This is a genomic window from Gluconobacter sp. P1D12_c (genome assembly GCF_018812105.1).
In the GTDB taxonomy this organism is placed as follows: Bacteria; Pseudomonadota; Alphaproteobacteria; order Acetobacterales; family Acetobacteraceae; genus Gluconobacter; species Gluconobacter oxydans_A.
This window is the reverse complement of the sequence record NZ_JACSIQ010000002.1, coordinates 222460-236366: the sequence shown is the minus strand read 5'-3', so window position 1 is coordinate 236366 and position 13907 is coordinate 222460. Positions and strand designations below refer to the sequence as shown.

Genomic DNA, 13907 nt, shown 5'->3' with positions numbered 1-13907 from the left:
GTATGACTGTGTCCGTCAGGCCAGGACGTTGCCCATGGCAGGGTCTGTGATGCTCGTTTGTCCGGTTTCTACATGCCCGGCAAATCGAGATTGATTGCCCGGTTCATCGGAGCAGGAGAGAACAAGATCATACCAGTGATGACTGGCATCGAGCTCAACGGAGACGGATGCCGACTGATTTCCTTCAAGGGAAAGAAAACGGTCTCCCGCACCATAAGCGTTATCCTGGATCCTGACCTTCTTTTCTGTAGATGCAGTATTCTTGAGTTTTAGAACCAGATTGCCGGTTCGAGCGTCTTCCTGCGCTTGAACCTGGATATCCATAGGTTTCGCGTTGTGGAAGTAACGCGCAAAACCATTTGGCCCGAGAATGGTGAAATCGTGTTGTCCGGCGCTCTCTATTTTCCAAACGTCAGTGATCGCTTTTCCCGGTTCCAGAGTATGGCGGCGAGGGGTTTCCTCGGTTCCATCACGGTATACGTAAAAACATGCCCCGGAGGTGCCGTCATTGCGGAGTTCAAAAGTCACGCTGCTTGTACTAGTCTCCAGGAGGTCTGCAGAGAGTTTGTAAGGCAGAGGTCGCGCCAAGCGCGCACCTCGTTCCTGGTCGCCGATATCGTCGAGCGTGCTCTGATGAGGAATAACGGGCGAGGGAAGCTTACAGGACGCGTCAGCAATTTTCCTGTAGGCGGCCGTGTCTGGAAGCGGCGGCTTAACCGTAGTTTTGCGCGAAAAATCGAACGCACTGGTCAAGTCGCCGCAGACTGCACGACGCCATGGCGTAATATTGGTTTCCTTGACGCCAAAACGGGCTTCGATAAAGCGTAGCACAGAGGTGTGGTCAAACACTTCGGAGCAGACAAAGCCGCCGGTACTCCAAGGAGAGATAACGAAAGCGGGTACACGCGGCCCCAGACCATAAGGAAGATCGTCTGCCTTGTAGCGATCTGGCCTGAAGCTCTGGAGATGATTGTGAATTTCGTCTCTGGTCGTCACCGTGCTCTGACCTGGGAGAACCGGTGTGGGAGGCTGTGGGGGCGGCATGTGGTCAAAATACCCGTCGTTCTCATCATACATCACGAGAAAGACGGTTTTGGCCCAGACATCCGGGTTTGCCGTCAGGGCATCGAGCGCGTGAGCAATAAAGGTTGCACCGTAGCCGGGCGTCCACCGGGGGTGTTCAGAATATGCCGCCGGAGGCAGGATCCATGACACCTGTGGTAGCCGATCCGCCAGAACATCCTGTTTCAAGTGATCAAGGGTTCGCGCGGTCATGGCACGCTCATGCAAGGCTGATCCCGGCTTGGCGTCAGCGAAATTCTTGAAACACATCAGAACGTTTGTGCCGAAATTACCATTCTCAACATCGGCGCCAGACAGGCCCTGCTGGTAAACCTGCCATGACACACCGGCCTCTTGAAGGCGCTCAGGGTAGGTCGTCCAGGTGAAGGGTTCAGGCACCTTGGGATAAAAATCTCTGTCTACCCAATCCACATTATCGAGGATCGGGCCACCGCCTGTCGCATTGGGATCAACGGTGCCAGACATGAGGTAAAAACGGTTGGGGTGTGTCTGGGTCGGCGTGGAGCAGAAATAGTGATCGCAGACCGTGAACGCGTCAGCCAAAGCGTAATGGAAGGGAATATCTTCCCGTGTGTAATAGCCCATCGTCATATCTTTCTTGTGACGAGGCCATTGGTTGTTCCAGCCTTTGTTGATCGCTGCGTGAGTGGGAGCCCAGCTGTGGTCCAGATCAATCACGCATTCTGCACTGGTCGTTTGTGTCGGGAGATGGAACGGCGTGATCCAGCCGTTTTCGGCTTTCTGCCGTTGCTGCCACCAGATCGGCTCGCGGTTCGGACCACGCACGACATGCCGGTCTCCATACCCACGGACGCCTGACAGGTGACCAAGATAGTGATCGAAAGATCGGTTTTCCTGCATCAGCACAACGATATGCTGGACATCTTCGATCGTTCCTGTGTCCCGACGGGCAGGGATGGCACGGGCACGCTGAATGGATGGAAGAAGCGCACTGAGGGAAAAACCTGCTCCCAGACCTAGTACGCCGCGACGGTTCAGTTTTGTTGCCACCGTTGATCTCTTCCATACACTCAATTGTGATAAGACGCTTATCAGCCTCGGCGGATGAAATCATCAAGGAATTTCAGGAGTTTCATGTCATTTTTATGAATGGGTATGGTGTCGAAAAGAGGGGGTTGGCCTCTGGAGGTGCATGATGAGAAACAGAGGCTCCGTTTCGTGCAGCGTATCTTTAAGATTGACTTCACCCATATGGGCTTGAATGATTTGAGCTGGTTATTTGAGTAGGACACCATGACACAGGATGATGCACCTCCTTCCTCGTCCCAACAGGGATTGGAAGAGGAAAACCACCCTCGGCGACGCGATGTGCTCGCGACAGTTACGCTGGGGATGGGCTGTGCAGGGGCCTGCGCGCTGGCATATCCGTTTCTCAACAGTTTGAATGGTACGCAGAGCAGTCGCATTGGCGAAGATGATACTGTTGAGGTTGATTGTTCGAAGCTGTCGCCGGGGCAGCAGCTTGTGGTGACGTGGCGTGGATGGCCGGTGTTCGTTCAGCGGCGCACACCCGAAATGCTGGCTTCACTCCGTGTTCCTGAACTAGCGCATCGGCTGCGTGACCCAGAGTCCAAAATGCACCAGCAACCTCAGGATGCGATCAACTGGCATCGCTCTGTTGTGCCTGAAATTGGCGTCCTGATCGGAATCTGTACGCATCTGGGGTGTGTGCCATCTTTTGACGCGCCATCGTCTGGCGATCGATCCGGGAAATATGCCTGTCCCTGCCATGGGTCACAATTCGATATCGCAGGGCGGGCATATAAGGATGCGCCAGCGCCATATAATCTTCCTGTCCCGCCCGTGACGATAATTTCTGATCAGCACCTTCTCATTGGGAAGAGTAAAGGCGATCCAGATTTTGATATCGCGACGATCCAGCAGATCTGATTGCCCTCATGACTGATAAATCTCAAGATGTGTCCAGGTGGGTAGAGAAACGTCTCCCGATTGTTTCTTCTTTTCGGCGTGAATATGTTGACTTCGCAATGCCGAAAAACCTTAATTATCTATGGAATTTCGGTGCCTTTGCCACGGTTGCGCTCGGGATGCTTTTGCTGAGCGGGATCTTTCTTGCCCTTAATTACACTCCGACAGTGTCAGATGCGTTTTCCAGCATAGAGACCATGGATCGGCAGGTCGCATCGGGCTGGCTGGTTCGCTCCATTCATATGGGCGGCGTTTCCATGCTGTTTGCCGCTCTCTACGTTCATGTCGCGAGAGGACTTTATTACGGATCCTACAAAGCGCCTCGCGAACTGATCTGGCTCACTGGGCTTGGACTGCTTTTAATGGTCATGATAACGGCTTTCGCGGGGTACATTCTCCCGTGGGGGCAGATGTCCTATTGGGGCGCTACAGTTGTCGTGAATGCGCTCAATACTGTGCCATTGATCGGGAAAGCCCTGACGTCCTGGCTAATGGGAGGGGAGGGCCTTGGTAATGTTGCTTTACACAGGATTTACGTTCTTCATTTCCTGACAGCATTTTCTATTATCGGCGTCGTTGCACTTCATATTGCAACATTGCATGTTGCGGGATCAAATAACCCGACAGGAATAGATCCTGAATCTTCTGATGAAACAGTCCCATTTCATCCCTATTATACATCCAAGGATGGATTGGGACTTTGTTTGTTTCTTATCGTCTATGCAGTAGTTGTTTTTTTCGCTCCTGATTTTCTGACTCTTGCAGAGAATTACGTACAGGCCAACCCGCTTGTGACGCCTCAGGACATTACGCCGGAATGGTATTTTGCGCCTTTTTATGCGATTTTAAGGGCGGTTCCTTCCAAACTTGGAGGCCTCATCCTTGCGACAGGAAGTATAGGCGTATTATTTGCGTTACCATGGCTGGATAAGTCCCCGGTCAGATCCGCACAGTCTCGACCTCTCCTCCGACCAGCACTTTTAATACTTTTCTTCTCGTTTGTTGTTTTGGGTTTTGCGGGTATGCATCCCCCCGCAGGAGGGTGGCTCTGGCTTAGCCGCGTTACTGTTTTTTATTGGTATTTATATTTTCTGATACTTTTGCCTCTTCAATCGCGTGGCGAAACAGCATCTTCCTTGGGCTTCGCAAGAGAGGGCAGGGAATGAAATATCCTTTTTTAGTTTTACTCGCCCTTTTTTCTTTCAAAGCAGGCGCATCTACGCCTGAGCAGCGCGGCCTCCAGGTCTTCAGGCAGGTTTGTAGTAGTTGCCACAGCTTGAACTATGTTACTTATTCAGATCTTTCAGACCTCGGCCTGTCTGTAGTGGCCATTAAAGATTACGCTTCACAGCATCAGGTTGCCGATGGTCTTGACGATGATGGCGATCCTAAAACACGGCCAGCCCACCCGTCAGATCGAATTGGATCGCCTTATCCAAGTGAAAACCTGGCAAGACTAGCCAACCATGGTGGTCTTCCTCCAGATTTTTCACGACTTGCTCTGACCCAACAAGGAGGCACGGCGCGCATTATTCAGATTTTGCAGTCTTATGCATCCGCCCCGGAAGGGACGGTGTTGCCTAAAGGCGCGTACTACAATCTGGCGATGAAGCATCGCCACATCGCGATGCCTCAGCCTCTACATGATGGTCAGGTCCAATACTCAGACGGAACGTCATCAACTATCCCCCAGATGTCGCAGGATGTGGGTGCGTTTCTGGAGTGGGCGGCCCATCCACATCTTCACACCAGACGTAAGGTAGGCGTTTTTACTCTGCTGTACCTGATCGCGATGAGTATTCTGGTCTTTTTTCTCAAGAAGAGAATATGGGAAAAGGTTAAGAACTAGCCTGTGACATCCCATATTCTCTTTAATGGGAAGTCACAGAAAATAGCTTTCGCTTTCTAAAAATGAATTCTCTATGGGAGCGGGTGGATGGAATTGAGTGCGGCTCGCTCCGAAACGATTTCTTTCGCTTTTTTTGGAGTACCACGGGCAGCCTTGATTTCATCTTCAGAAAAAGCCGGGGCCTTTCCAGGCGTATTCAGGGACGAGACATACGTAAGAACCGCGGCAATCTGGCTGTCTGTCAGCGAATTGAAAGACGGCATAAAGCCCACGTATGTCTCGTCTGAGACGTCAATCGCGCCATGGAGGCCATTCAGAAGAACGTCTTTCAGATAAGCCTTTCCTTCAGGAGACGAGGCGATTTTTCCAACCCTTCCGCTGAGGGGAGGAAACTGCCCCGGCGATCCAATTCCGGCGGCCTGATGGCATACGCTGCACTTGCTACTGTAGAGAGCCTGACCATCTTCTGCGTAAGCTATCGCTGTAGATCCGAGCAGAAGTCCTATAAAAAGAGCTGCAAGTTTGGTCATGAATGGTTCCCGACAGATCATCTGAGTGGAGCAGAGACCAATGGATGTATCAGTATCAAGGCCTCGTACCAAGCCACCGGTCCGGTTCAATTGAAAAGCGCGATCGGGTTTGTATAACGCGTGTGCAGACTAGCTACGTTATCCAGCGCTGATCATTGCGTGCTTATTGGGCATTTTTCAGATGGTAACCCCAAGCTGGCATCAGAAAGAAAATTCTGATCCGTCAGCAGCTTAAGAAACGCAGCCAGATCTATCAGCTCGTTTTGCGAAAGTAGACTGCCTTTCGGATGTGCCAGAATAGCTTCTCTGAGAGTGGGGGCAGAACCGTCATGCAAATAAGGAGCGGTTACTTCGACATTCCTAAGAGAAGGCGTCCTGATGGGTTCGGAATAAGATGTCGACAGTGTATGAAATTCCTGATCAGTGAATAGGGGTGGTTGGTGGCATGAGCTGCATTTTCCCTTGCCAAAGAATATCTTTTTTCCGTTTGTTTGTGACTGCGTTGCCCCGGACAACCTAAGATCCCACGGTGACTTATCGGAAATTAACTCTCGCTCGAAGGCCGACACGGCCTGGGCTACAGAACGGGCATCAATCGGAATATTTTTTTCAGGAAAGGCTTTTGAAAACAGAACGCGATAGCAAGGGTTTGCGGAGAGCCGACGAGCGAGTTCGGGCATGTCTGTCATGCCCATTTCCACAGGGTGATGGCCACTCAGCGGGATGAAGAACTGATCTTCCAGTGTTGTAACGTGTTGGTTGGTCCAAGTGAGCGTATGAAATTGCCCGACATTCGCTAAGGGTGGAACATTCCGGATTCCGTCTTCATCTGTCACCCCTGGATGGGTTGGGTTCCCATCTGAGAATGCATGACGCTGTTCATGACAGGTTGCACACGACATGCTCCCGTCAAGAGAGAGGTCCGCGTCATAGAAAAGTCTGTGCCCCAGTTCGATTTTTGCAGCGGTTGGGGAAATATTCGCGGCTATCGCAGAAAATGTTGCTCCAGTCGTAAGAAAGCTCAGAAACAGCACTATGGGATAGCGCATCAGGGTAGGGCAGACACCATGACGGGCATATCCTGCAGACCGCTGCCCGCAAGTTGAAGCGTGTATTGCCCAGCCGGTAGCCGAAAATCTACCATTTTGCGGATACCCGAACAGTCGGGACCATGTTGATGATGCGTCGAAACGGCTAGTCCCGCCTGTCCAAGAACGTCAATCCATGTCTTGTTTGGCAGCATGATGCGATAAGTTCCCGACTGGGGAGCTTCGAAAGCAATCATCCCTCCATAGCTGACACTTCCGCCTGGTTCAGCGGGCCTCTGCAGGAAGTGAACGTCTGGAGTGTGTGCCAGATGAACGGCAGACGCATGATTGAGCGTTAGGTGACTTGCAGAAAGACCAGCCTTGTCTGTGGCTGCGGTCAAAGGAGTGGGATTGCTCCAGCCCTCATACCCAGCAGGTAAAGAGGTCGTTCCAGGCGTACAAGATGCAGGTTCGGCCGATGCTGTGCCGGTGCTACAAAGCAGGGCTAGGGAGAGGACACTGAGCAGGATAGGCTTCATGGTCATAGTTTCCAGCAGAAGCTTTAAGATGCGCCTATTGAAGCACCAGAATATGGAAATTTTCCAGAGGTATGACGGCATCGAAACGTGTCAGATGTCTGGCCTCTGGGCATTGCAGGAACGTTTGAGTTCGCCATGCCCAGAGGCAGAAAGATTAGAGCGCGGGGGCGTTAAACGTATCGCAGCGTTTGATATCGCCGCTTTCCAGTCCGCGTTTAAACCATGCGACTCTTTGGGCAGATGTCCCGTGGGTGAAGCTGTCCGGGACAACATAACCTTGAGCTTTGCGCTCCAGGCGATCGTCACCAACGGCTGAGGCCGCATTCATGCCCTCTTCAATATCTCCTGTCTCGAGGAAGTGGCGGCTATCATTCGCACGTTTGGCCCAGACACCAGCAAAACAGTCCGCCTGCAACTCAACACGAACAGAAAGGCCATTCGCCCCTTTTTGGGCAGCGCTTCCCTGCTGATTGACCTGCTGCATAATGCCCAACTCATTCTGGACATGGTGCCCGACTTCATGAGCCACGACATAAGCCTTGGCAAAGTCGCCACTTGCTCCCAGACGGTCCTGCAATTCCTGAAAGAACTGCAGATCTAGATAGACCTTATGGTCGGCAGGGCAATAGAATGGGCCTACGGATGTCTGTGCATAACCGCAACCAGACTGCGTCCCGCCAGAAAAGAGAACCAGACCGGGATCATGATAGGTTCGGCCCATTTGCTGAAAGGTGCTGCTCCAGACATCTTCGGTTGAGCCGAGAATACGGGCGATGAATTTTCTGCCGGGGTCGTCTTTTGCTGCCTGGGTCTGGGTGGCCGCCGGTGTGTTTGCTGTCGGTCCATTTTCCAGAAGGCTCAGGACTACACGGGGGTCTACGCCGAAGTACAGCGCCCCTATGACAAGGATGACACCGCCAATCCCTCCAATCCTCAAAGGGCCGCGTCCTCCGCCTCCGGAACCGCGTCGATCATCAATGTTGGTGCTTTCCCGTTGGTCGTCGAGACGCATGTGTGCTTTGCCCTGTTGCCGTTTCCCGGATGGGATGATTGTTAAATTATCCTTTATCAGATTTCGCGATTGTAAAGCACCGTTTGGACACCAGGCTTCGAAGAAGTGTGAAGACAGCCCCTACAACCTCATGTCACAGTCACGACATCTGCAACAGGAGTCATTATCATGCTGTCGAGATCCGGTTTTCTGTTGGCCTTGTCATGTATGACAGCCACGCCAGCATTGGCTGGCCCAAGTTTGGATCAAGCTCTCAAACTTTCAGAGCGAACGCCGGCCTTCGTCGCCCGTGACAGTGTTCGGCACCCACTGGAAGAACTGCAGTTTTTCGGGATAACTCCGACGTCCAATGTCGTAGAGATCTGGCCTGCGGGAGGGTACTGGACCCAAATTCTCGCGCCGTATCTTCATGACCAAGGCACTTATACAGTTGCTCTCGGGCCGGCAGATATCAAAAAGCAGGGTATTGCCAAGCTTCAGGCGACGCATCCGGATATTTACGGAGCCGTCAAAACAACCCGTTTTGATGCAGAGAATTTGAATTTCGCACCCGCAGACAGTGCGGATCTCGTCATGACATTCCGGAATATGCACAACTGGATGGAAGCTGGAAATGCCCCGCAGATGCTGGAGGCAATCCACAAAGTGCTGAAGCCTGGCGGTATTCTGGGTATTGAAGACCATCGCGGAAACACCAGCGCTCCGCAGGACCCGCAGGCAAAAGATGGCTATGTGAGACAGGCCTACGCTATTCAGATGATTGAGAAAGCGGGTTTCAAGCTTGTTGGGAGCTCTGAAATCAACGCCAATCTCCGGGATACGGCACAGTGGCCCAAAGGGATCTGGACCCTTCCTCCAACATACGCTCTGGGCCAGGTTGATCGCGCCAAATATGCCGCCATCGGGGAAGGGGACAATTTTGTTCTGAAATTCCAGAAGGTTGGAAATTAACTCCTGAATCAGTTTTCTTTCTGTGAGGTGTGATTTTTCAGTCATTTAGGTCGTTGATAGCCATTGCAAGAGCCGTGGAGATCGTCTAGACCCACTTCACAGTCTGCGGGCATGGTGGAATTGGTAGACACGCCAGATTTAGGTTCTGGTGGCGCAAGCTGTGGGGGTTCAAGTCCCTCTGCCCGTACCAGTCATTTTCAATATCCTCGTTGTTCCGGCAGACAAGATTGTCTGGCTTTAGGTCTGTGAGGGGCGTTGAAATATCTTCCGCTTGGTTTCGTCGGGTTTCTGGTTATCGCATGTCCCGCACATGCGGCTTCTTGCCCAGCCTTATTTGCCAAAGGCCTTCCTCCCGCACTTCTGTCAGAGACCGCGCGCTCAGGCACCGTTCAGCTCTGCAATGACCATTACGCCGTTCTGGTTTCAGAAGCGACAAAAGGCCCGCTCTGGTCTGCTGAAGACCTGACCGAAGAAAATCTTGAGATTGCCGATGACACGAACCGACAAGGAAAATTCTTTCCCGATATGAGGCTGCCCGCCTCAATGCGTGCATCACTGACCGACTACAGAGCCTCAGGCTACGACCGAGGGCATATGACACCAAGCGGCAATGAGCCGGGTCTTGGGCCTCAGCAACAGTCTTTCCTGCTGTCCAATATTGTTCCCCAAACGGGTGAGTTGAACCGTGGACCGTGGGAAGGTGTTGAAAGCGCTGTAAGAGGATGGGCGCGTCAGGAAGGCGAAATATTCGTCGTTACTGGACCTGGATATGATCCCGAGCACACTGCAAAGATCGGAAGAGGGCGCATTCCAGTTCCCGCTGTGACATGGAAAGCCATATACGATCCCGCCTCTAACGGTACTGGTGCCTATGTGTGCCTGAACACTCGCAAGCCAACCTGCAAGATCATAGCCGTGGCGCTTCTGATGCAGCTCGTGAATGTGGACCCGTTTCCTGCGCTTCCGCAATCCATGAAGGAACAGGTTGTGGGCATGCCGCCCATCAGGGAAAGTCCTTATGCACTTTCCAGGCGTCCTCGTAGCAACAGGCTACTCAAGGAGTGGGGGTCCAAAGCGGCACAGAAGGCGATCAAGGCTCTCGTCAAGGCGCTTGTTCAATAAGCGCCTTGGTCGGCCGTCTTCTCGCTCAGGGCGTAAAAACAATCGTCTTGTTTCCGTTCAAAATGGCTCGCCGCTCTATGTGATACCGTACAGCGCGAGCAAGTACGCGACGCTCGATATCACGCCCCTTCCGGATCAGGTCTTCCGGGTCGTCAGCGTGAGAGATCCGCTCAACGTCCTGCTCGATGATCGGTCCTTCATCCAGATCGCTGGTGACATAATGGGCCGTTGCACCAATAAGCTTTACGCCGCGGCTGAACGCCTGATGATAGGGGCGAGCGCCTTTAAAGCCTGGTAGAAAGGAATGGTGAATGTTGATGCAACGCCCCGAAAGGCGAGTGGCCATTTCGTTGGACAGGACCTGCATATATCGCGCCAGAACAGCCAGTTCAGCACCACTCTCCTGAAAAATAGTCCAGATACGCTGTTCCTGTTCCGCCTTGGTATCTTTGGTAATGGGAAGATGGTGAAATGGAACACCATGGAAATCCAGATCAGCATAGGTTTCCCGTGCATGATTGGAGATGATTCCGACTGGATCTATCTGTAGTTCACCGATACGCCAGCGATAGAGAAGGTCCACAAGGCAATGATCAAAGCGGGACACAAAAAGGAGAACTTTTTGACGCTTTGAAATATCACGGATTTGCCAGTCCATCGAGAAATTTTCAGCCAGACGGGAAAATTCTGTTTTCAACTGGATCTCGGACAATGCCTCCTTTGCCACATCGAAAACAATTCGCATGAAGAACTGCGTACTGCCCGTGTCATCAAACTGCTGTGCTTCCGTAATATTGGCACCAAGTTCGTAAAGGCGCTGGCTGATTGCCGCTACAATGCCAGGTCGGTTAGGGCAGCTCAGGGTGACTACGAACGTTGTAAGCGTAGATGACTGACGGATCATGAAAAGCGGGGTCCAGGGTTGAATTGCTACTTGGCAGGGTAAGGGATCAGCCCCATCCTATACGCTGCGGATGAGAGACAGGCAAAATATGGTGCAGAGGACTTTATGAAAATCTATCATTATCTGCTAGCGGGATCCTTTCTGCTCTTCCTTGTCCTGTCCGGGTATGCAAACGCGGCCGCCCAGAACAAGACTGGTCCGTCACCCGCAGAACAAAAACTCATTTCGCGTCAGATCGCCTCTATTCGTGACCCTCAGGAGAGGAATGCCGTGGCGACGCAGGGGACGGTCTGGCTCATGACAACCTATCTTTGTCAGTCGGCTGCCAGACGCGAACTTGTGAGGCTGGGAAGTTCAAGTAACCGCTTTTTTCTTCAAGACGACAAGCCTGAGAGCCAGAGAGTGATAAACGCCTCTTTGATACAAGGGCGAGGGCAATATCAGATGAAGACCAAGCCTATTGAGTGGGTGACATTCACATGGGAATGTCACCTAGACCCCAATACCGGGAAAGTCCGAAAGTTTGACGTGAAGACGAAAAATCCGGTCCGGACCTTCCCATAATGCGTATCCTTACGCAGACTTTTGACTAAGTTCACCACTCTCCAGAGCTGAACAAAACGTTTTCCAGTCCTTGTGCGTCTGGTCCGCATATGTTTCAGAAAACTCCGATATGGCCGCGGCAAAAGAGGCTCCTTTGCCCAAATATCCGGAGATCATACTGACATTTCCAGAGCGTGCATGGGCTCTAGCTAACGTACGACCGCATAATTTTGCGTAATCCGCCAGACCATCCTGAGCAACGTCTGAACCAATTGCAGCTAATCGGCTGTCTTTCACGCGACGAACGTAAAACTGCCGTCCGCTTCCGGATAGATCTGGTGTGTCACTGGAGGTCGAGGCGTTACTGTGCGTCCATCCGAGGAAGGTGTCAGATACAGCCTGCATGATCCTTTGGCCTGTTACGACACGTTCGCCCTGATTGGCGAATGGTGAGGTCCGCGTATCGGCCTGTAGAACGGAAACCTGAGCTTCCTTGATCTGCAGGAGCATAGTTTCACCATCGGCAGTTGAGAACAGTCCGATCGCACAGAATGTCCCGACGCTTCCGATCCCAACAACCTTGAAAATAACGTCTTTAAGGGTGTAGCGACGTAGCAGAATGGCGCGTTCTAACGGCTGCGTTTCAACGTATCGGTTGAAGGCAAGACGAATGGTGTCTTCCTGCTCTGGCAGCCGCATGACGAGCGGTGGCTTTTCTTTGAAGGAGGGATTTTTTCCGTCGCTGGCGATCAAGCCGAAATGCCCTTTCGCCGCTTCCAACCGGTCCGACAAAAGTTTTTCGGCGCGGGCCCGAACTTTCTGATCGTCGAAGCCGGCAATAGCAGCGGTCAGGTCAATTCGCTCTGACCAGATCTGAAGTGGGGTCATCGCGGCTAGCCGCGTCATTTGCTCGCAATATGAAAGGGACATATTGGCGGCTAGATCTCTGGCCGCCTTGCTGGATAACCCATTTTCCTGACCTGAAAGAACCAGAGACGTTCCCAGGCGCTTGATATCCCATTCGAATGGCGCCTTCAGGGTTTCATCAAAATCATTGATATCAAAGACCGGCACGCCTTCCGGAGACGAATAACTGCCGAAATTGGCAAGATGGCAGTCTCCACAAGACTGAACATCAATGCCAGACGCAGGGGTTGATGCGAGGTCTTGGGCCATAACAATCGCTGCGCCGCGGAGGAACGTGAAGGGAGACACCTTCATTCGGTCATAGCGGACAGGCAAAAGAGACGGGATCCGGTCCTTACCCTGTTGAGATAAAAGGCCTACAGGACTCTGCCTGTTCGAAGGAGAACTCCATTCCGCATGGGCTCCGCGCGGAATTTTCTTTCTAAGCTTGGCCCCCTGACAATGGCTTTCTTTGCGCGTCAAAAGATCAGAGGCATGAGCAGTTATCTTTGGCGACGTATTCTGCATGGATCTTCTGCCTTCCTATAGATCAGTTTTGAGAGACGGATTGTAGGGTCAGGAGGTCGAGCTTTCGGCTCTGGTGTGAAGGTTGCCCGAGTTACTGCTGGCTTGTCTGTTTCCGGAGAAACTTCTGAAAGCCCCGTTTTCCAAAGAACGTGAGCGCTGGCATGCTAAGACGCAGGAGCGTAGGCATCAGCAGGCAAAGGCCACCAAAAATTCCGTCGAGTGTCGGAAGAAAACGCTCCAGTTTTGGTTTGCGAATGAGCTTCAGAATTTCACACGCAATGTCTTCTGGCTTCGCGGGATCACTAACGAAATTGAGAACCGAACCACCGTTTTCCATTTCCTGGCTTAGCATTCCGGTTTCCACAGCCCCCGGGAAGATAGAGGAAACAGAAATACCCTTGGAACGTACTTCCTGAGCTAATGATAATGCAAAGTTACGCAATCCTGCCTTTGTGGCGCCGTAAACACTGCTCCCGGCCAAAGGAATTGTTGCAGCCATTGAGTTTACCAGAATGATCCGACCACCAACCGGAATGTTTGGCAATAGAAGAGACGTCAGAGTAATGGGTGCGGTCAGGTTAATCGATATTTGCCGTATTATATCTTCTGGTGAGGAATTCTCTATCATGCTTGGACTTATGATTGCGGCGCAATGTAGTAACACGTCAATATGAGAAATTTTTTCTGAAATTTTATTATTGATCTGACCGATATCGTGTAAGTTCGCAGCATCGTACCGGATATGTGTCAGTGCCTCATGCGATATATCCGGGGCAGTGCGAGACAGCGCGACCACAACATGCCCTTGGTCCAATAGTTTTTGGGTAACGATCGTCCCGATGCCTCCAGACGCGCCCGTAAGAACGATGGTTTTAGAGGCAGAGACCGGCCTGCAGTGTGACTTGAAAGGCATCTAGGAAACAATCGTTGTGAGCATGGAGAGGACGTCAGGCGAGAAGAAT

General features: G+C 52.0%; 13 protein-coding genes and 1 tRNA gene. 6 read left to right on the top strand and 8 right to left on the bottom strand.

Annotated elements, in window-relative coordinates:
* Nucleotides 1–15: 15 nt before the first annotated feature.
* Complete coding sequence (locus tag KP705_RS02960; protein ID WP_215763983.1) at nt 16–2094, bottom strand: phosphocholine-specific phospholipase C; 2079 nt, start codon at nt 2092–2094, stop codon at nt 16–18.
* 243 nt (nt 2095–2337) lie between these two features.
* Here KP705_RS02960 and petA point away from each other — a divergent pair, with 243 nt between their 5' ends.
* From petA to KP705_RS02945, 3 genes are read left to right on the top strand one after another with little or no spacing between them, the layout of a single operon-like run.
* Nucleotides 2338–2994, top strand: coding sequence for a ubiquinol-cytochrome c reductase iron-sulfur subunit (gene petA, locus KP705_RS02955; RefSeq protein ID WP_046901850.1), 657 nt, complete (start codon nt 2338–2340; stop codon nt 2992–2994).
* 8 nt (nt 2995–3002) lie between these two features.
* Nucleotides 3003–4199, top strand: coding sequence for a cytochrome b N-terminal domain-containing protein (locus tag KP705_RS02950; protein WP_046901849.1), 1197 nt, complete (start codon nt 3003–3005; stop codon nt 4197–4199).
* Nucleotides 4196–4882, top strand: a complete 687-nt coding sequence (locus tag KP705_RS02945; protein ID WP_046901848.1) for a cytochrome c1 — start codon at nt 4196–4198, stop codon at nt 4880–4882. Before KP705_RS02950 ends, KP705_RS02945 begins: the two co-directional genes overlap by 4 nt.
* Before the next feature lie 71 nt (nt 4883–4953).
* On the opposite strand, the gene KP705_RS02940 is transcribed toward KP705_RS02945, so the two are convergent.
* The 4 genes from KP705_RS02940 to KP705_RS02925 all read right to left on the bottom strand — a co-directional run bounded on the left by KP705_RS02940 (nt 4954) and on the right by KP705_RS02925 (nt 7991).
* Nucleotides 4954–5412, bottom strand: a complete 459-nt coding sequence (locus KP705_RS02940; RefSeq protein WP_046901847.1) for a cytochrome c — start codon at nt 5410–5412, stop codon at nt 4954–4956.
* A gap of 152 nt (nt 5413–5564) precedes the next feature.
* Nucleotides 5565–6461, bottom strand: a complete 897-nt coding sequence (locus KP705_RS02935) for a cytochrome-c peroxidase (RefSeq protein ID WP_215763982.1) — start codon at nt 6459–6461, stop codon at nt 5565–5567.
* Nucleotides 6461–6979 (bottom strand): hypothetical protein, encoded by a 519-nt coding sequence (locus KP705_RS02930; protein WP_046901845.1) that lies wholly within the window; start codon nt 6977–6979, stop codon nt 6461–6463. Before KP705_RS02930 ends, KP705_RS02935 begins: the two co-directional genes overlap by 1 nt.
* A gap of 154 nt (nt 6980–7133) precedes the next feature.
* Nucleotides 7134–7991, bottom strand: coding sequence for a neutral zinc metallopeptidase (locus KP705_RS02925; protein ID WP_046901844.1), 858 nt, complete (start codon nt 7989–7991; stop codon nt 7134–7136).
* Between the two features lie 168 nt (nt 7992–8159).
* Between KP705_RS02925 and KP705_RS02920 the strand changes: the two genes are divergently transcribed.
* The 3 genes from KP705_RS02920 (at nt 8160) to KP705_RS02910 (ending at nt 10064) form a co-directional block, all read left to right on the top strand.
* Nucleotides 8160–8942, top strand: coding sequence for a class I SAM-dependent methyltransferase (locus KP705_RS02920; RefSeq protein WP_046901843.1), 783 nt, complete (start codon nt 8160–8162; stop codon nt 8940–8942).
* A gap of 105 nt (nt 8943–9047) precedes the next feature.
* Nucleotides 9048–9132, top strand: a tRNA-Leu gene (locus KP705_RS02915).
* 65 nt (nt 9133–9197) lie between these two features.
* On the top strand, nt 9198–10064 hold the full coding sequence (locus KP705_RS02910) for a DNA/RNA non-specific endonuclease (RefSeq protein WP_046901842.1): 867 nt from the start codon (nt 9198–9200) through the stop codon (nt 10062–10064).
* Nucleotides 10065–10089: 25 nt separating this feature from the next.
* Here the strand turns inward: KP705_RS02910 and purU are convergent, their stop codons facing one another.
* The 3 genes from purU to KP705_RS02895 all read right to left on the bottom strand — a co-directional run bounded on the left by purU (nt 10090) and on the right by KP705_RS02895 (nt 13858).
* Nucleotides 10090–10968, bottom strand: a complete 879-nt coding sequence (purU, locus tag KP705_RS02905; protein ID WP_046901841.1) for a formyltetrahydrofolate deformylase — start codon at nt 10966–10968, stop codon at nt 10090–10092.
* A gap of 573 nt (nt 10969–11541) precedes the next feature.
* A complete protein-coding gene (locus KP705_RS02900; protein WP_215763981.1) occupies nt 11542–12945 on the bottom strand; it encodes a DUF2252 domain-containing protein in 1404 nt (467 codons plus the stop codon).
* 91 nt (nt 12946–13036) lie between these two features.
* Complete coding sequence (locus KP705_RS02895) at nt 13037–13858, bottom strand: SDR family oxidoreductase (RefSeq protein ID WP_215763980.1); 822 nt, start codon at nt 13856–13858, stop codon at nt 13037–13039.
* Between the last annotated feature and the right edge of the window lie 49 nt (nt 13859–13907).